The organism is Parabacteroides timonensis, assembly GCF_900128505.1.
Taxonomy (GTDB): domain Bacteria; phylum Bacteroidota; class Bacteroidia; order Bacteroidales; family Tannerellaceae; genus Parabacteroides; species Parabacteroides timonensis.
Window position 1 is genome coordinate 1,077,598 of record NZ_LT669941.1, and the last position, 17,596, is coordinate 1,095,193.

The 17,596-nt window shown below is 43.8% G+C and carries 15 protein-coding genes; 6 read left to right on the forward strand and 9 right to left on the reverse strand.

Going from position 1 to position 17,596, the window contains the following annotated elements; all coding sequences use genetic code 11:
• Nucleotides 1-8 precede the first annotated feature (8 nt).
• Complete coding sequence (locus tag BQ7394_RS11980) at nucleotides 9-2,039, forward strand: alpha-ketoacid dehydrogenase subunit alpha/beta (protein ID WP_075557648.1); 2,031 nt, start codon at nucleotides 9-11, stop codon at nucleotides 2,037-2,039.
• A gap of 11 nt (nucleotides 2,040-2,050) precedes the next feature.
• Entirely contained in the window at nucleotides 2,051-2,593 is a 543-nt protein-coding gene (locus tag BQ7394_RS11985) for a flavodoxin (protein ID WP_075557649.1), read from the forward strand.
• Nucleotides 2,594-2,644: 51 nt separating this feature from the next.
• Here the strand turns inward: BQ7394_RS11985 and BQ7394_RS11990 are convergent, their stop codons facing one another.
• From BQ7394_RS11990 to BQ7394_RS12015, 6 genes are all read right to left on the reverse strand, one after another.
• Nucleotides 2,645-3,652: an alpha-L-fucosidase gene (locus BQ7394_RS11990; protein ID WP_075557650.1), complete on the reverse strand. Its 1,008-nt coding sequence runs from the start codon at nucleotides 3,650-3,652 to the stop codon at nucleotides 2,645-2,647.
• A 91-nt stretch (nucleotides 3,653-3,743) separates the two neighbouring features.
• Nucleotides 3,744-4,118 carry a YbaN family protein gene (locus tag BQ7394_RS11995; protein ID WP_075557651.1) on the reverse strand — a complete coding sequence of 125 codons (375 nt, stop codon included), beginning with the start codon at nucleotides 4,116-4,118 and terminating at the stop codon, nucleotides 3,744-3,746.
• Nucleotides 4,119-4,120: 2 nt separating this feature from the next.
• Nucleotides 4,121-5,095 carry a methionyl-tRNA formyltransferase gene (gene fmt, locus BQ7394_RS12000; protein ID WP_075557652.1) on the reverse strand — a complete coding sequence of 325 codons (975 nt, stop codon included), beginning with the start codon at nucleotides 5,093-5,095 and terminating at the stop codon, nucleotides 4,121-4,123.
• 3 nt (nucleotides 5,096-5,098) lie between these two features.
• Entirely contained in the window at nucleotides 5,099-6,883 is a 1,785-nt protein-coding gene (locus BQ7394_RS12005; protein WP_075557653.1) for a chloride channel protein, read from the reverse strand.
• 1 nt (nucleotide 6,884) lies between these two features.
• Complete coding sequence (locus BQ7394_RS12010; RefSeq protein ID WP_075557654.1) at nucleotides 6,885-8,285, reverse strand: sugar transferase; 1,401 nt, start codon at nucleotides 8,283-8,285, stop codon at nucleotides 6,885-6,887.
• 2 nt (nucleotides 8,286-8,287) lie between these two features.
• Nucleotides 8,288-8,848: an L-threonylcarbamoyladenylate synthase gene (locus BQ7394_RS12015; protein ID WP_075557655.1), complete on the reverse strand. Its 561-nt coding sequence runs from the start codon at nucleotides 8,846-8,848 to the stop codon at nucleotides 8,288-8,290.
• A 320-nt stretch (nucleotides 8,849-9,168) separates the two neighbouring features.
• Here BQ7394_RS12015 and recJ point away from each other — a divergent pair, with 320 nt between their 5' ends.
• The 4 genes from recJ to BQ7394_RS12035 all read left to right on the forward strand — a co-directional run bounded on the left by recJ (nucleotide 9,169) and on the right by BQ7394_RS12035 (nucleotide 15,499).
• Entirely contained in the window at nucleotides 9,169-10,893 is a 1,725-nt protein-coding gene (gene recJ, locus BQ7394_RS12020; RefSeq protein WP_075557656.1) for a single-stranded-DNA-specific exonuclease RecJ, read from the forward strand.
• Nucleotides 10,894-10,902: 9 nt separating this feature from the next.
• Nucleotides 10,903-12,840 (forward strand): RecQ family ATP-dependent DNA helicase, encoded by a 1,938-nt coding sequence (locus BQ7394_RS12025; RefSeq protein WP_075557657.1) that lies wholly within the window; start codon nucleotides 10,903-10,905, stop codon nucleotides 12,838-12,840.
• Between the two features lie 89 nt (nucleotides 12,841-12,929).
• Nucleotides 12,930-14,231, forward strand: a complete 1,302-nt coding sequence (locus BQ7394_RS12030) for an ABC transporter permease (RefSeq protein ID WP_075557658.1) — start codon at nucleotides 12,930-12,932, stop codon at nucleotides 14,229-14,231.
• An 8-nt stretch (nucleotides 14,232-14,239) separates the two neighbouring features.
• Nucleotides 14,240-15,499, forward strand: a complete 1,260-nt coding sequence (locus tag BQ7394_RS12035; protein ID WP_075557659.1) for an ABC transporter permease — start codon at nucleotides 14,240-14,242, stop codon at nucleotides 15,497-15,499.
• A 14-nt stretch (nucleotides 15,500-15,513) separates the two neighbouring features.
• On the opposite strand, the gene BQ7394_RS12040 is transcribed toward BQ7394_RS12035, so the two are convergent.
• From BQ7394_RS12040 to BQ7394_RS12050, 3 genes are read right to left on the reverse strand one after another with little or no spacing between them, the layout of a single operon-like run.
• On the reverse strand, nucleotides 15,514-15,897 hold the full coding sequence (locus BQ7394_RS12040; RefSeq protein WP_075557660.1) for a GtrA family protein: 384 nt from the start codon (nucleotides 15,895-15,897) through the stop codon (nucleotides 15,514-15,516).
• A 35-nt stretch (nucleotides 15,898-15,932) separates the two neighbouring features.
• Complete coding sequence (locus BQ7394_RS12045; RefSeq protein WP_075557661.1) at nucleotides 15,933-16,655, reverse strand: LytR/AlgR family response regulator transcription factor; 723 nt, start codon at nucleotides 16,653-16,655, stop codon at nucleotides 15,933-15,935.
• Nucleotides 16,652-17,521, reverse strand: a complete 870-nt coding sequence (locus BQ7394_RS12050) for a sensor histidine kinase (RefSeq protein WP_235848735.1) — start codon at nucleotides 17,519-17,521, stop codon at nucleotides 16,652-16,654. The genes BQ7394_RS12045 and BQ7394_RS12050 overlap by 4 nt, the downstream gene beginning before the upstream one ends.
• Nucleotides 17,522-17,596 lie beyond the last annotated feature (75 nt).

Sequence of the window (17,596 nt, forward strand, 5' to 3'; positions counted from 1 at the left end):
GCTCAAAAATGAAAAAGTACGATATAAAAAATACAGATAAGGAAACCCTGAAAAAATGGTTTTACCTGATGACATTAGGACGGGCTCTCGATGAAAAGGCCCCTTCTTACCTGTTACAATCGCTGGGCTGGTCATATCATGCCCCTTATGCCGGTCATGACGGCATCCAGCTCGCGATCGGACAGGTATTCAAAAAAGGAGAAGACTTCCTGTTCCCCTATTACCGGGATATGCTCACGGTACTATCAGCAGGAATGACCCCTGAAGAAGTTATACTGAACGGAATATCCAAAGCGACCGACCTAACAAGTGCCGGACGGCATATGTCTAACCATTTCTCCAAAATGGAATGGAATATAGAGAACATATCGTCTGCCACAGGAACCCACGACCTGCATGCCGCCGGTGTAGGCAGGGCTATGGTTTATTATAAACACAAAGGAGTGGCTATCACTTCTCACGGTGAATCGGCAACCTCCGAAGGATTCGTATATGAAGCCATTAACGGAGCCAGTACGGAACGTTTACCGGTGATATTCGTTATTCAGGATAACGGATACGGGATCTCCGTACCCAAAGAAGATCAAACCGCCAATCGGAAGGTAGCCGATAACTTCTCCGGTTTCAAAAACCTGAAGATCATTCATTGTAACGGTAAAGACGTATTCGACTCGATGAATGCCATGACAGAGGCAAAAGAATATGCTCTCAATCGTATTCCGGTAATTGTACAAGCCAATTGCGTGCGTATCGGCTCCCACTCCAATTCGGATAAGCACACCTTATACCGCGATGAAAACGAGCTGAATTACGTAAAGGCGGCCGATCCCTTACAGAAATTTCGGCGTATGCTTCTCCGGTACAAACGTTTCACGGAGGAAGAACTGAAAGAGATCGAGGATAAAGCCAAGAAAGACCTAAGCGTAGCTAACCGGAAAGCATTAGCTGCTCCTGATCCGGACCCTGCAACGGTTACCGACTTTGTATTACCGGAACCTTATCTCCCTAAGAAATATGTAGACGGCGTACAAAATGAATCCGGAGATAAGGAAACATTGGCTACGGCTATCAACAAAACCCTGAAAGCCGAATTCCGGCATAATCCGGATACTTTTATCTGGGGACAAGATATTGCCAACAAAGAAAAAGGGGGTGTTTTCAACATCTCGAAAGGCATGCAACAGGAATTTGGTGATGCCCGTGTATTTAATGCGCCGATTGCAGAAGATTATATCGTCGGATCGGCAAATGGGATGTGCCGATTCGATCCAAAGATACATGTTGTAATCGAAGGAGCCGAATTTGCAGATTACTTCTGGCCTGCCATCGAACAATATGTAGAATGTACACACGAATACTGGAGAAGCTATGGGCAGTTTACTCCGAACATCACCCTGCGACTCGCTTCCGGTGGTTATATCGGTGGTGGCTTGTACCATTCCCAGACAATAGAAGGTGCGCTGACGACCCTACCGGGAGCACGTATCGTTTACCCTTCGTTTGCCGACGATGCAGCCGGCCTGCTCCGGACCAGCATGCGTTCCAAAGGTTTCACTCTATTTCTGGAACCAAAAGCGTTGTACAATGCCACCGAAGCGGCAACTTTTGTACCTGACGATTTTGAAGTTCCTTTCGGGAAAGCTCGTATCCGTCGCCCAGGAGAAGATATGAGTATTATCACATACGGAAATACGACCCATCTTTGTTTGAATGTCGCAGAACAATTACAGAAAGAACACGGTCGAAATGTCGAAGTGATCGATATACGCTCGTTGATCCCACTGGATAAAGAGACGATCTTCGACTCTGTAAAAAAGACAAGTAAGGTTTTAATCGTACATGAAGACAAAATATTCTCTGGTTTTGGGGCAGAAATAGCCAGTATGATCGGTGCTGAGTTATTCCAGTATCTGGATGCTCCCATACAACGGGTCGGTTCAATATTTACCCCGGTCGGGTTCCACCCGATCCTCGAAAAAGCGATCCTCCCGAATGAGGAGAAAATTTATAAAGCGGCAAAAGAATTGTTGGATTATTAATAGAATGAAATATGAAAAAGATTGGATTATTTTATGGTTCGTCTACTGCAAAGACGGCAGCAGTTGCTCAAAAGATAAAAGATGCATTCCATGACGTTCAGATCGATATTATCCCGGTTGAAAATTCAGGAGAGAGTGATTTCGAGACATACGATCATATCATTGCAGGCTCGTCAACCTGGTTTGACGGAGAACTACCCACGTATTGGGATGAAATAATGCCGATAGTAACCTCTTCCGACCTGAAAGGGAAAAAAGTAGCAGTCTTTGGCCTGGGAGACCAGGTTAAATATCCGGATAATTTCGTCGATGCGATCGGTTATCTGGCAGAAGCTTTTGCCAAACGGGGAGCCATCGTGGTAGGCCATACCTCAACAGAAGGATACCACTTCAATCAATCCCAGGCAGTAAAAAAAGGTAAGTTCGTAGGATTAGCGCTGGATATCGAAAATCAACCCGAAAAGACAGATGAACGGATCAAACATTGGGTTAATCAAGTGAAACATGAATTTGAAAGCGAAACGTTCTCTGCAGATAATTCGTTCAATTGCTAAATCAAGTAAGGTCTTGTAGAAATATTACTACAAGACCTTACTGTTATTATATTATCTATTCTCTTTTATCATCCACCCCACTTCCTGAAGAATCTTTCGATCTATCTCACGAATATTTCCATTATAATCCGGACCGATATTCAGTGAAAAGATATTCCCGTATTCAATAGCTTCCTTATAATCTTTATAGACTTTTTCTGCCGGATAAACCAATGAGTCATGTTGTGGCAATGAATAAAACCAATCGGCTCCACCTTCATGAGCGGGTAATAAGGGATAAGTAAACTCCGCGACTAAATAACCATCGTAAGCTTTCTCGTTCTTTCCAGCATCTGCCACCCAAGTAAGATTATCACCACCCAGCGGACCTGCACATCCCCGTTCACGTAAGCTCAAACGACCGGAAGGTGCCCCATGATTATATCCGACAAAACAATTGGGCTGAAACTGATGTACCCATGCCGTTGTTTCGTCATGTGAGAGGCCTCCATCCCCTACTGCATGATCAAACCAGATAAATTCTATCGGACCGTATTGAGTCAACAGTTCTTTCAACTGAGCTTTTTTCATTTCTGGATCACTTCCGCCTTTCTGACTTTGCCCACGTTCAGCTCCTTCCCAGTTCCAGTCTCCCTCTGAAAAATACAAGGCCAATTTTATTCCATATTTATTGCATGAAGCACGTAGTTCTCTCAGTACATCCATATCCAAGGGAGCATTGGTCACTTTCAAATCGGTTGTCTGTGTATCCCACAAACAAAAACCATCATGATGTTTGGTCAGGAACAGGATATAATTCATTCCTGCTTCTTTAGCCGTTTTTGCCCATTGATCGGTATTGCAGGAGGTTGCCCGGAAGAAAGATACATTATGTGGTTCCCCGGTCCACTCCTTACCGGAGAATGTACTGTATGACCAACAGATAAACATTCCAAAACGAAGATCAGCAATCTCCTGAGCCCTGACAGAATCCGGAATAATCTTTTTCCGGCCACAGCCTATAAATACACAAAATATTATTGTGCACCAGACAAACAGATTCCCTACTATTGTTTTCATGACATTATTATTAGAATTAAGTACCAACAAAAATAAAGAATCCTTTTCACATATAGTTTTATGATAAGAAAAGAATTGCTGTTCCGGATACTTATTTCTTCTTAGTAGGAAAAGAAAGAATATGCCAGGTTACTCCGATGCTGATCAGTATCAGTAAAATCCTCACCCAAAGATATTCAATTAAAAAGAGAGAGGTCAGAATAGCAGAAAGCCACATGACTGAAATAGAAATGATCTTCGATTGCAAAGGGATTGCCTTGTCAACCATATAGTTTCTGATATAAGAGCCGAAATAGCGATTACTCATCGCCCGGTTATATAACTTCTCCGAGCTGCGAAGATAAAACCAGCAGGTCAACAACCAGAAAGGAGTAGTCGGGAGCAACGGGACAAACAGGCCGATTGCTCCCAATATCAGGAAGAAAGAACCCAGGATGATATAGATAATACGTCTGGTTTCTCCCATTCTTATTCTACGGTATAATCTCCGATTTGTTTGTTACCGTTCAGGAAGTCTTTTACGCCCATCCGTTTCTTACCAGCCAATTGAAGATCCAAAAGACGGATATAACCATCTTCAACCACGATATCGATATAGCTCTTTGCATCTGTAAGGATAGTACCAACAGCCTGGTTATGAGATACAGGATGTTTTTCGGCCTGATAGACTTTTAAAGCCAGACGACTTCCATCCGCTGCAACCAATTCCGTCCAGGCCGCAGGATATGGAGACAAACCACGAATAAAATCATAGATTTTCTTTAACGGCTGATTCCAATCGATACGGCAGGTATCTTTAAATATCTTGGGAGCAGGACGTAACTCGATAACATCTTTAATAAACTCTTCCTGAGGAATGGCATCGACTTTACCGGCCAGCAACAAATCGACCGTCTCTGTAACCAACCCTGCACCTATTGTCATTAGTGCATCATGTACCATTCCCACATTATCGGTATCGGCTATCGGAAGGTGTTTCTGACGAATAATTTTTCCGGTATCGATTTCATGTGTAAGGAAGAAAGTTGTAACCCCAGTTTCAGTATCCCCGTTAATAACAGCCCAATTGATCGGAGCTGCTCCACGATATTGTGGTAACAAAGATGCATGCAGATTGAATGTTCCGAAGCGTGGCATATCCCACACTACTTCCGGCAACATACGAAAAGCAACCACTATCTGCAAATCGGCCTTCAGCGCACGCAGTTCTGAAATAAACACTTCATCCTTCAGCTTCTCCGGCTGCAACACCGGAAGATTCTGCGACAAAGCATATTCTTTTACCGGGCTGGCCTGTAAAACACTGCCATGACGTCCAACCGGTTTATCCGGCATCGTGATCACTCCTACTACATTATAACCACCTTCAACCAAGGCACGCAGGCTCTCCACTGCAAAGTCGGGAGTACCCATATATACAATCCGTAAATCTTTTTTTTCCATCTTTTAATCTCCTGAAAAGTTTTCTACCAATACTTCGCGGTATGAATTAAATATCTTCGACTTCGACATAAATCCGACATAACGGCCTTCTTCATCCACCACGGGAAGATTCCAGGCTTTCGTATCGTCAAATATCCCCATGATCTGCTCCATCGGGGTCCCTATCTGTATCTTGGCCGGGGCCGACACCATAAATTTAGAAACATGAAACCTGTTATATAACTCAGGACGGAACATAATGTTGCGGATATTGTCCAATTGCACAATCCCCAACAAGACACCTTTATCGTCAATAACCGGGAATGCATTTCGTCCGCTCTTTGCAATTACTTTTACCATATCGCCCAGCGACATTTCCGGTGATACAGTCTGGAAATCTTTCTCGATTACACTATCGGTATTCAGCAAAGTCAGTACGGCACGGTCTTTATGGTGTGTAAGCAATTCTCCTTTCTGAGCCAGACGCATCGAGTAGATACTGTGGGGTTCGAACATCAGGATTGTCAGGTATGAACTGATGGAAACGATCATTAACGGAAGGAAAAGATCGTATCCACCGGTAAGTTCCGCAATCAGGAACACTCCGGTAAGCGGTGCATGCATAACTCCCGACATGATCCCCGCCATACCTAACAGGGCAAAGTTCTTTTCCGAAATATACATCGTGAACGGGAAATAGTTGGAGGTATGAGCAAACAGGAATCCTGATATACAGCCTAAATACAAACTAGGTGCAAAAATACCACCACAACCGCCACCGGCATTAGTCGCACTCGATGCAAAAACTTTAGTCAGCAAGATGAGGAACAGGAATACGATAATTCCCCAGTAATTATCATTCAGGTCATAGAATAAACTCTTATCCATAATATGCGAGAACTGTCCGTTCAATAGAGAACCGATCGTATCGTAACCTTCACCATACAACGGAGGGAAAAGGAAGATCAGGATACTCAGCATCACGCCTCCCAACAGGAACTTCTTCCAGTAAACACCCAGTTTCCGGTACATTCCTTCCACCCGGTTCATCACACGGGTGAAATACAAGGATACCAGACCACAGAAAACGCCCAACAACAGTACATACGGAATACGTTCTATCTCAAAAACCTCGGTCTGAGAAAATTTAAACATAGCTTCCGTTCCAGTAAAAATATAGGAAACCGTTGCTGCCGTCACCGATGAAATCAATAAAGGCAATACAGAGGTCATGGTCAGGTCGAGCAATAATACCTCGATCACAAAGACCAGCCCGGCAATAGGAGCCTTAAAAATACCTGCAATCGCACCTGCTGCCCCACAGCCGACCAACAGCATTAAGGTCTTCTGCTCCATACGGAACAAACGTCCCAGGTTAGAACCGATAGCCGCTCCGGTCAAAACAATCGGGGCCTCTGCTCCTACCGATCCACCGAATCCGATAGTCACCGAACTGGCGACAATGGATGTCCAGGTATTATGCGGTTTGATCCGGCTCTTACGCTGCGAAATAGCATAAAGGATCTTAGTTACCCCATGACTGATATCATCACGTACGATATATTTAACGAACAATCCTGCCAGCAGGATACCAATTACCGGGTAAAGCAGATACAGATAGTTCACCCCACTGGCATCAAAATTCCCTGTAAGGATATGCTGTATCAGATGAATCAGCTGTTTCAGTATGATAGCGGACGCCGCCGTGCATATACCGACCAGAAAACTGATCACCAGAATAAAATGTTTCTCTTTTATATGCTGATCCCGCCACAACAGAAACCTGTAAAATAAACCTTCTTTTGCCATTTTAAATACCTTTACCTGTAAACACTGTCTTTACTGTGTAGATCAATATGGTTATATCCAGTAGTAACGACATATTTTCGTAATATAAAACATCATATTTCATGCGCTCGATCATCTTATCCACATCACCGGCATATCCATATTTCACCATTCCCAGGGAAGTGATACCGGGACGTACGTTATGCAGTAAATAATAGTAAGGCGCAACTTTTACTATCTGATCAATAAAATATTTCCGCTCCGGCCGTGGTCCTACTACCGACATATCCCCTTTCAGTACATTCCAGAACTGAGGAAATTCATCCAGCCGGTATTTCCGCATAATATGCCCGAACGGAGTAATACGTTCATCATTCTCGGACGACAACAACGGTCCTTTATCTTCGGCTCCTACATACATCGTCCGAAACTTATAGATCATAAAGGGTTTTCCCATATATCCGATCCGTTCCTGACGGAAAAAGACCGGTCCCGGAGAATCCTTCTTCACCCGATATGCAATATAAAGATACATCGGTAAAAACAGGACAAGTACCAAAACAGATATGGCTTTATCCATAAACAGCTTGATATTCTTTTCGACTTGCGAGAAATTGTTATCTGTCACATTCACCAAAGGAATGCCACGAATCGTCTTTATCTTTACCTGCGAGAGCATACTCAACTTATCGACCAGGACTTTGATCGGTAATTTATAAAGATAAAGCGAATAGAGTATATTCAATAATTTTTTATTATCATCCGTTTCTGCGGCAAGCACCAGCTCATCGACCCTCTTTTCTGCAACAATCATCGGTAAATCGTCCAAAACTCCCAACACTTCTTTTTGATCCACCTCTACCGGAGTTACTGGATCTTCCGGTATAAAACCAGAAATATTATATCCCATCCGATAAAGATCTTTAGCAATACTACAAGCCTTCTTCCCTGCTCCGATTATCAATACATTCATTGCCCCTTCCCTGCTTTTTATTTTCCGCAGGCCCGCAAGTGTGATAGACAGACGCGGGATATAGGTCAATACGAACTGTAAACCGAATAATACAAAAAAGAGTTCGTAGTAAATATGAAACGAACGAGGCAGGTCGTTCAATACAACGATAAAGAAAATCAAGACAACTCCGATCAAAGAAGTGACAAAAGTTGAAAACAACTCGGTCAACCTCGACTTTCCAAACGGTTTATTGTAATAACCTGAAAAATAGTACAGAGTCAGCCAGAAGAAAGGGATCAGAAACTGCCCTTTCAGTACCTGCATATAAGCCAAATAATTACTGAAAGAACCAGCCCCCTCATAAATAGCCACTTCCTTATATCGTAGCCAGTTAAACAGAAACCAGACTACAGCTGCAGAGATAAAATCTGATAATATGTATTTTCCTGCCTGCCTACTTTTCTTCATTCTTATCTGATAACCTGAATAAGACCTCCGGCACCAAGTTTTATAATATTTGATGGTTGTGCCTTGCTCATATCATCCTGACGATAGCCAACAATATAATCTACTCCGTTTTTAATTACATCCGATACTTCCGAGAAGTTAGCCGGTGAAAGTTCACCGCTCACATTGGCAGATGTCGACACCAATGGTTTACGGAAACGTTCGCACAGTTTACGCGAAAATTCTTCATTCGAAATACGAATACCCACGCTTCCATCGTCAGCCAACAGGTTTTTTGCCAGATTTTTTGCATTGGAGTAGATAATGGTCAGCGGCTTGTCTGCCACCTCGATCAAATCCCATGCAACATCGGGAACATCCGATACGTACATTTCGAGTTTTGCAGTACTATCCAACAAGACCAACATGGCCTTATTGTCTGCTCTTCTCTTTAACTCATACACACGCTGCACAGCTTCTTCATTCGTTGCATCGCAACCTATTCCCCAGATTGTATCTGTGGGATAGAGTATTATACCGCCTTCCTGCATTACTTCGCAGGCCTTTTTAATATCTTCCGTCATTGTTTTTTATAATATTGTGACAAATGTACAAATGATTCGTGTACTTATAAAAAAATAATAACAAAAAAACTATTTTCCCCGGGCTATTGCTATTATCCATTTTAAATTCCTAATTTTACGGGTTGAAAGGAAAACAGGGGCATCTTCCGGGAGATATAGATAAGACAGCAATTCCAGTCCCAGTTTCATCCGGTTGAAACTATTGTTTCATCGTGAAGAAACTTTAGTTTCACCCTAGTGAAACAATAGTTTCGTAAGGAAGAAAAAATAACATACCGCAAGGCTATGTAGAAAGATAAAAAAAGAAAAAATAATATATAATGACTAACAAATGGAATTTTCAAACCCCGACAGAAGAAGAATTACGTAAGAGAGATACGCTGGCGGCTGAGATCGGTTTCAGTCCCATTATCTGTCTCCTGCTTGTTCAGAGAGGGATTACCACGGCAGAAGAGGCAAGAAAGTTCTTTAAACCCAATCTCAACGACCTACATGATCCATTTCTGATGCCGGATATGGAAAAAGCAGTAAAACGGTTGAATAAAGCTCTTGGGAATAAAGAAAAAATTCTGGTTTACGGTGATTACGATGTAGACGGAACGACTGCCGTTTCGCTTGTGTTCAAATATTTAAGGCCCTACTCTTCGACTCTGGATTATTACATCCCGGATCGTTACGACGAAGGGTACGGTATTTCCTATAAGGGGATCAATTACGCGTATGAAAACGGCGTAACCTTAATTATCTCACTCGACTGCGGAATCAAAGCAATCGAAAAGATAGAGTATGCCAAAGAAAAAGGTATCGACTTTATCATTTGCGACCACCATATGCCGGACGATACACTTCCGGATGCGGTAGCCGTACTGGATGCCAAGCGGGTAGATTCTATCTATCCCTACGAACATTTATCGGGCTGCGGGGTCGGCTTTAAGTTTATGCAGGCTTTTGCCAAAAGCAATAACTTCCCCTTCTCAGAATTGGAAAAATTGCTTGAACTGACAGCAGTCAGTATCGCTTCCGACATCGTGCCTATTACAGGAGAAAACCGTATTCTGGCTTACTACGGACTAAAGCAACTAAACAGCAATCCCAGTCTGGGGTTGAAAGGGATCATAGACATCTGTGGTCTGACCGGAAAAGATATCACTATCAGCGACATCGTATTTAAAATAGGTCCCCGTATCAATGCTTCCGGGCGTATGATGAACGGAAAGGAAGCAGTAGACCTGCTACTGGCCAAAGATGTCGAATCGGCCCGCGAAAAGAGCGAAAATATCAACCAGTATAACGACGAACGCCGTGAACTGGACAAGAGAATAACAGACGAGGCCAACGCCATCATCGATGAATTCGCCAATATGGAAGACCGGAAGGCAATCGTAGTCTACAATCCGGGCTGGCATAAAGGAGTTATCGGTATTGTTGCCTCCCGCCTGACTGAAAAGTATTACCGCCCGGCAGTCGTACTGACCAAATCGTCCGAACTGATTACCGGTTCTGCCCGCTCGGTTACCGGCTTCGATATATACAAGGCGATAGAGAACTGTCGCGACCTGTTGGAAAACTTCGGAGGACATACCTATGCCGCCGGCCTTTCCCTGAAAGAGGAAAACCTAGAAGCTTTCACCGACCGTTTCCTGAAACTCGCTGCCGATGAAATCATCCCGGAGCAGATGACCCCGCAGATCGACATCGATGCCGTACTCGACCTGAAAGAAATCAACACCAAATTCATGAGCGAGCTCAAACGGATGAACCCGTTTGGACCCGACAACCAGAAGCCGGTGTTCTGCTCACTGAACGTCAAGGATTACGGTACAAGCAAGCTGGTAGGTAAAGAACTGGAACATATCAAACTGGAACTGATAGACGACAAGTCGAATACGCCGATTCACGGTATCGCTTTCGGGATGCATGAACACAGCAAATATATTAAGGGGATGAAACCTTTTAATATCTGCTATACCATCGAAGAAAATACGTATAACGGGAACACGACCTTACAGCTCATGGTTAAAGACATAAAGGTCGATGACATATGAAGGAAACCGGTGGACGTCTACCATAAGATATTAGAGAAGTACTGGGGATACCCTGCTTTTCGTCCTCTCCAGGAGGACATAATACACTCTGTTTGTGAGGGAAAAGACACACTGGGGCTAATGCCGACCGGTGGAGGTAAATCGATTACCTTCCAGGTGCCGGCATTGGCCATGGAAGGGATATGCATTGTCGTAACCCCACTGATCGCCTTGATGAAAGACCAGGTGGATAACCTGCGTCGTCTGGGCATCAAAGCTACTGCCGTATATTCGGGTATGACCCGTCAGGAAATAATCACCCAATTGGAAAACTGCATTTTCGGTAATTATAAATTCCTGTATGTATCGCCCGAACGTTTAGCGACCGACATATTTATAAGTAAGCTGCAAGCGATGAATGTTTGCCTGCTGGTTATCGACGAAAGCCACTGTATCTCTCAATGGGGATACGACTTCCGTCCTTCTTACATGAAGATAGCCGACATCCGCGAACAACTTCCCGATATACCCGTATTGGCACTTACGGCTACGGCAACACCTGAAGTAGTCAATGACATACAGGAACGGTTGCACTTCAAGGAAAAGAATGTCTTCCGGAAAAGTTTCGTACGGAAGAACCTTTCCTATATCGTACGGCGCACGGAAGATAAGATAAACTCACTCGTCTATATACTGGGGAAAGTTCCGGGAACCGCCATTGTCTATGTACGCAACAGGAAACGGACCAAAGAGGTAGCGACCCTACTGCGGGAAGCCGGTATATCGGCAGACTTTTTCCATGCCGGGCTCAATCGTGACGAGAAGAATCTCCGACAAAGCCGCTGGAAAAATAACGAATGCCGTGTCATCGTATCCACCAATGCTTTCGGTATGGGGATCGACAAACCGGACGTACGCCTGGTTGTCCATCTGGATATGCCCGGATCACTGGAAGAATACTATCAGGAAGCCGGACGCGCCGGGCGCGATGAACAACGGGCCTATGCTGTTGCTTTATGTTCGAATACGGACACTACAAAGCTCAAAAAACGACTGGCCGACGAGTATCCGGACAGGGAGTTTATCAGCCGGGTATACGATGCATTGGGCAATTATTACCAGATTGCTGTTGGATTCGGACTTGATACAGTACATGATTTCTCACTGATCGATTTCTGTTCAGCTTACAAGTTTTCACACTTGCAGGCTCATCATGCGCTGAAAATACTGGAACTGGCCGGTTATATAGAATATACGGAAGAACAGGACAATGCTTCCCGCCTGGTATTCACCGCCACCCGCGACGAACTTTACAAGTATCTGCACCAGGATAGAAAGACAGACGAAGTGATCCAATGCATCCTCCGTTCTTATACCGGACTGTTTTCCGATTATGTATATATTAATGAAGGACTGATCTCTACCCGAACCGGACTGAGCCAGCAAGAGATATATGACGTATTGATCGGACTTTCCAAATACAGGATCGTCAATTATATTCCACATAAAAAGACGCCACTCATCATCTATACCCGAACAAGGGAGGAGATCAAATACCTCTCCATCCCCCGCTCGGCCTATGAAGAGCGCAAAGAACGTTTTGAAAGCCGGATGAATCGGGTTATAGATTACATAGAGGAAAACCGGATCTGCCGGAGCCGGATGCTGATCACTTACTTCGGTGAAAAGGATACTTCCGATTGCGGTTGCTGCGATGTCTGCCTGGCCAAAAACGACTCGGGACTGAACAACCATACATTCAACACCATACGGGATGCTTTATTGAAAACACTGGAAGACAACGGACCCCAGGAAGTAAAAAAGCTGACGGAAGAGTTATCTTTCCCGGCAGACAAAATCATAACGGCTATTAGGTTTCTTTCCGAACATGATGATCGCTTTTCGCAGGAAGACGGTATTTTAAGCCTCACGAAAACGAACACAGTGTCCGATAACGAACAGCAATAGCGAAGCTGCAAATACTGTATTTCAACACATTACCTTTATGGCACAGACTTTGTTATTATACGCATCGAACAATAATAACAAAGTCTTTTATGTATAAAGTCTATTTCAGGCAGGCAGTTCAAATGCTGAAGCAAAATAAATTCTTCAGTATTATCTATATAGCCGGTACCGGCCTGGCTATCTCTATGGTTATGATATTGGCTATCCTGTATTATTTCCATACAGCCAACATAGAACCGGAAAGTTATCGCGACCGGATGATGATTGTCCAGTACGGGAAAGTCGCTAAAAAAGAAGGGAAAGGATATGGCAGCAGTCAACTATCGTACCCGACCATTAAAGAATGCTTCTACCCGATGCAAATCCCCGAAGCGGTTACGGCAGTCATACCTTTAGGAGAACAAAGTGAGTTTATCCAGTTGCAAGGTAACAAAAATGTCTATAACGGCCTTGTCATGGGAACAGATGCCGCATTCTGGAAAGTTTTCCGATTCTCATTCCTGTCAGGAGCCCCTTATACAGAAGAAGAATTCACCTCCGGCATCCGGAAAGCGGTCTTATGCGAATCGCTGGCACGAAAGTTGTTCAATACGACCGATGCAGCCGGAAAAACATTTCTACTGAATTTCGAAGAATACACAGTAGCCGGAGTCGTCAAAGACGTCCCTTCCATCGCTAATTATTGCTATGCAGAGTTGTGGTTGCCTTTCACCAACCGCCCCTCGCAGATCAAAGGAGGTGCGTGGTGTAACTATGTCCTGGGACGTATGCAGGTATATATCCTGGCTAAAAGCCCGAATGACTTTGATGCTATCCGCACGGAGGCAGAAGACCTTTGCCGCAAATACAATACCAGCACAACCCAGTACGATCTGATATTAAACGACCAGCCCGATACTATTTTCCGGGCCTACCTTCGCAGTGGCGAATCATTCAATATTCCCGACTATACACTGCTGTATATTCAGATAACACTGATCATCCTGATCCTGTTATTGGTTCCCTCTATCAACCTGACAGGAATGACGGCATCACGTATGAAGAAAAGAATGGAGGAACTCGGTATACGTAAAGCATTCGGTGCGATGAATAGGACATTATTGATGCAAGTTTTATATGAAAACCTATTGCTTACTCTACTCGGAGGCCTGACCGGCTTACTACTGTCCTACGGATTGGTCAGCCTGCTTAAAGGCTGGTTGCTGGGAAGATATAACTGGGATGGCAGTTCGCTGACCGCCTCGATAGACCTGTCACCTGGTATGTTCCTGAATCCGGCTATTTTCGGATACGCTTTTGCTTTTTGCCTGATACTTAATTTACTGTCTGCCCTCGTTCCTGCCTGGCGTGCCCTCAGGAAACCGGTTGTAGATGCATTAAACGATAAATAAACAGAACCATGATACAGCACCTTTTAAAACTTATATGGACACAACGCCGGCAAAATGCCTGGATCGTTGCCGAATTATTCATCGTATTTATACTGCTATGGTATATAATGGACTTTTTCATCACATTCGGATATACCGCTTCAATAGACAGTGCTTATGACATAAAAGATACCTATCAGGTACAACTTGCCACCATTCCGGAAAGCAGTCCGCTGTATGTCCGGTATGAAGAAGGAGAACAGCAGGCTGCCGCCGATTTCCTGTCTATCCTGGAACGTATCCGCCAGCATCCCCAGGTAGAGAGTGTATGTGTCTCCAACATGAGTGCCCCCTATTGTGCCAGTTACAGAGATATCAGGCTTTCGAAAGACACAATACAGACAAACGACTGTCATTTTCTGGAAGTCACTCCTTCTTACTTTGAGGTATTTCGCATCCATCCGTTAGCAGGTGGAGAACCGTCCCAGCTGGCAAAGGCCTTGAATGAAAACAGTGTAATTATTTCCCGCAAATTCGCCCAGGATGAATTTCCCGGCGAGCAGGCAAAAGGAAAACCCCTTTATCTGAAAGATGATGGCGAAGAATTTCTCATCGGCGACGTTTGCGGCCCTCTGAAACGAGACGACTACAGGCCCGAGGAATATGCAGCCTATCTGTTATTATCCAACTCCGATCTGGCCCAGATGGACGAAGGCGTACTATCCCAATTTGAAATCAGCATACGTGTCAAACCCGGGTTGAATCAACGGGATTTCATACAAAACTTCCAACAGGATATACGGGAACAACTGTCAGTAGGCAACTTTCTATTATATAAGGTAAGGTCTTTCGACGACCTGCGTTATACGTTATATCTTTCGGACGGACGAATGGATGAGATCCGCTACCGGGTTGCTTTCATGGTATTCCTTGTCTTCAATATATTTCTGGGAATTATAGGTACTTTCTGGTTCCGCAACGAATACCGGAAACCAGAGATCGGATTACGGCTGGCCGTCGGTTCCACACGGAGCCAGATACTACGAATGATGATCGGTGAAGGCTGGTTGTTGTTAAGCCTGGTTGCCATACCGGCCGTTATCCTCTGTATCAACCTGGCTAAAATGGAATTTATCGGCACGAATATTATGCATATTACTTTCTTTCGTATTTTCTTCGGGCTGCTGCTTACTTACTTGTTTATGGCATTTATCATTATGCTGGGAACCTGGTACCCGGCCTATCTGTCGTCACGTGTTGCACCGGCCGATACGTTGAGAAGTGAGTAATTAGAAAAGCTTTCCTATTTCCGGAGGAAGGTAAGCCGTTTATTCATTGTGAAGTTAACGGCACCATATACGAAAAGGCCCAGGAACTGGCCCAGGTATTCGTTCATATCACAGATCTCTACCATAAGTAAGAGAGACAGGAATTGCAGCCCGTAGGCACAGCCGAAAGCAACCAGGAAAAGAGGAATCTCACGCTGGAACTTTCCACTACGGGCTGAGAATATCCAGTATTTACTCCAAAAGAAATTATTGATAAGTGCTGCGACATATCCTGCGACATTCGACCATAGATAATTGCAGTCCATCCCCTCCATCAGCACCCAGATAACAAGGGCGGTAATGAGAGCATTCAACGTACCTACAATGATAAAACGCAGTATCCGTACAGACTCTTTCATGCGGCAAATATACGTGATTTTAAAGAGAACGACTCCTAATCCGCCGGATTATTCTTCATAAAAAACGTCTCGAAAAAGGCATCACGATAACTATTACCGATTGAAATCTCATATTTCCCAATAAACACGTCGTTGTTATCGAACGAGTCAATATAGTCAGTGTTAACAATATACGATTTATTTGTACGGAGAAAAACATCCTTCGGAAGCATTTCATGGATGGCTTTCAGATTCATCTTCGTTATGATCCGCTGGTCGGGTGTCTGGATCACGACATAATCCTTCAATCCCTCGATAAACAGGATATTCTTAAACTGTATCTTGAAATAACGACGTTCGGCTTTGACAAAAATATGATCGGCAGCAACAGACTCGACACTGTTCTTGTTATTGTCTGCCTTCAAAAGCGTATGATAAATCTGTGCCTTTCCAACAGCATGTTTGAAACGTTCTATCTCGATCGGTTTCACCAGGTAGTCGATCGCATCCACTTCGTAACTGTCGAGAGCATATTCCGCATAGGCAGTAACGAAAATGACCAGCGTTTCGGCCGGGATCATCCTGGCAAACTCCAATCCGTTTACACCGGGCATCTTGATATCCAGAAAGACCAGGTCGACAGGGCTGGCCTGCATAAATTTCCCCGCAGAAACAGCATCGCCAAAACTTCCACATAAAGATAATAACGGTGTATCCTGTACCAATAACTGGATAGCTTTACGCCCCAGCGGTTCATCATCTACAATTATGCAATTCATACAACTATTCTTTTTAAGTTTAAACGGAGATTGATCGTATATGTTATATCGGTCTCGTCTATTTGTAACGAATGACCGGTATCGTACAGTAGTTCCAGACGACGACGGATATTAGCCAGGCCTATGCCTCCATCGGCTTCCCGTTCCTTCTGTTCGGCCGGTTTCGAATTGATGCAGATAAAGGTAAGGCTTTCCTCTTCCACCTTGAAGTATAAATGTACATACGAGAGCTTCCGGTTATCGTTGTTATGCTTCACTGCATTTTCCACAAAAGGGATAAAAAGTAGAGGAGGAACAGTTATGTCTTCCATATTGCCTTCTGTGGATACGATGAAATCGAAGTTATCACGCCTTATCTTTTCCATATTCAGATAATCATTCAGGAAACAGATATCATCTTTCAGCCGTACCTCTTCCGATACGCTGTCTTTTAACTGGTACTTCAATAGGTCTTTCAATTTGGAAAGGACAAGAACAGCTTCATCGGGACTTTCTTTTATCAATACATTGGCATTGTTGAGCATATTGAAGAGGAAATGTGGGTTGATCTGGTTCTTCAGTTGTTCCAATTCCGACTGCATAGTTGCATTCTCCAACTGGTCGATACGCAACCCGTACTTTACATAATCCTGAAAGACAATGACAGCAGATGCTCCGGCAATAATCAGGCTCAACTGGATAATAGAAGAAACAAAAAAGAAAGCTGACAGCCAAAACTGGTATATTTCAAACTCCTTAACAATGTCCTCCTGCCGCAGTAAATAAGAAAATAAAAGAGCTAAAGCAATAACCAGAAATACACAGACAACATATCTTCCCGGTTTATTCTTCAGCAACAGACGCGGAGTCAATATAAATATGCTCAAATAAATAGGAACAAGCAATATCAAACTTTGTAAAATACAACTTTTAACAAACCCTTCTCCCTCTATCAAATCCAG

Excerpts from the sequence above, each read along its gene's own strand:
- BQ7394_RS11980 (WP_075557648.1), top strand. The coding sequence starts at position 9 with ATGAAAAAGTACGATATAAAAAATACAGATAAGGAAACCCTGAAAAAA.
- BQ7394_RS11985 (WP_075557649.1), top strand. The coding sequence starts at position 2,051 with ATGAAAAAGATTGGATTATTTTATGGTTCGTCTACTGCAAAGACGGCA.
- BQ7394_RS11990 (WP_075557650.1), bottom strand. The coding sequence starts at position 3,652 with ATGAAAACAATAGTAGGGAATCTGTTTGTCTGGTGCACAATAATATTT.
- BQ7394_RS11995 (WP_075557651.1), bottom strand. The coding sequence starts at position 4,118 with ATGGGAGAAACCAGACGTATTATCTATATCATCCTGGGTTCTTTCTTC.
- fmt (WP_075557652.1), bottom strand. The coding sequence starts at position 5,095 with ATGGAAAAAAAAGATTTACGGATTGTATATATGGGTACTCCCGACTTT.
- BQ7394_RS12005 (WP_075557653.1), bottom strand. The coding sequence starts at position 6,883 with ATGGCAAAAGAAGGTTTATTTTACAGGTTTCTGTTGTGGCGGGATCAG.
- BQ7394_RS12010 (WP_075557654.1), bottom strand. The coding sequence starts at position 8,285 with ATGAAGAAAAGTAGGCAGGCAGGAAAATACATATTATCAGATTTTATC.
- BQ7394_RS12015 (WP_075557655.1), bottom strand. The coding sequence starts at position 8,848 with ATGACGGAAGATATTAAAAAGGCCTGCGAAGTAATGCAGGAAGGCGGT.
- recJ (WP_075557656.1), top strand. The coding sequence starts at position 9,169 with ATGACTAACAAATGGAATTTTCAAACCCCGACAGAAGAAGAATTACGT.
- BQ7394_RS12030 (WP_075557658.1), top strand. The coding sequence starts at position 12,930 with ATGTATAAAGTCTATTTCAGGCAGGCAGTTCAAATGCTGAAGCAAAAT.
- BQ7394_RS12035 (WP_075557659.1), top strand. The coding sequence starts at position 14,240 with ATGATACAGCACCTTTTAAAACTTATATGGACACAACGCCGGCAAAAT.
- BQ7394_RS12040 (WP_075557660.1), bottom strand. The coding sequence starts at position 15,897 with ATGAAAGAGTCTGTACGGATACTGCGTTTTATCATTGTAGGTACGTTG.
- BQ7394_RS12045 (WP_075557661.1), bottom strand. The coding sequence starts at position 16,655 with ATGAATTGCATAATTGTAGATGATGAACCGCTGGGGCGTAAAGCTATC.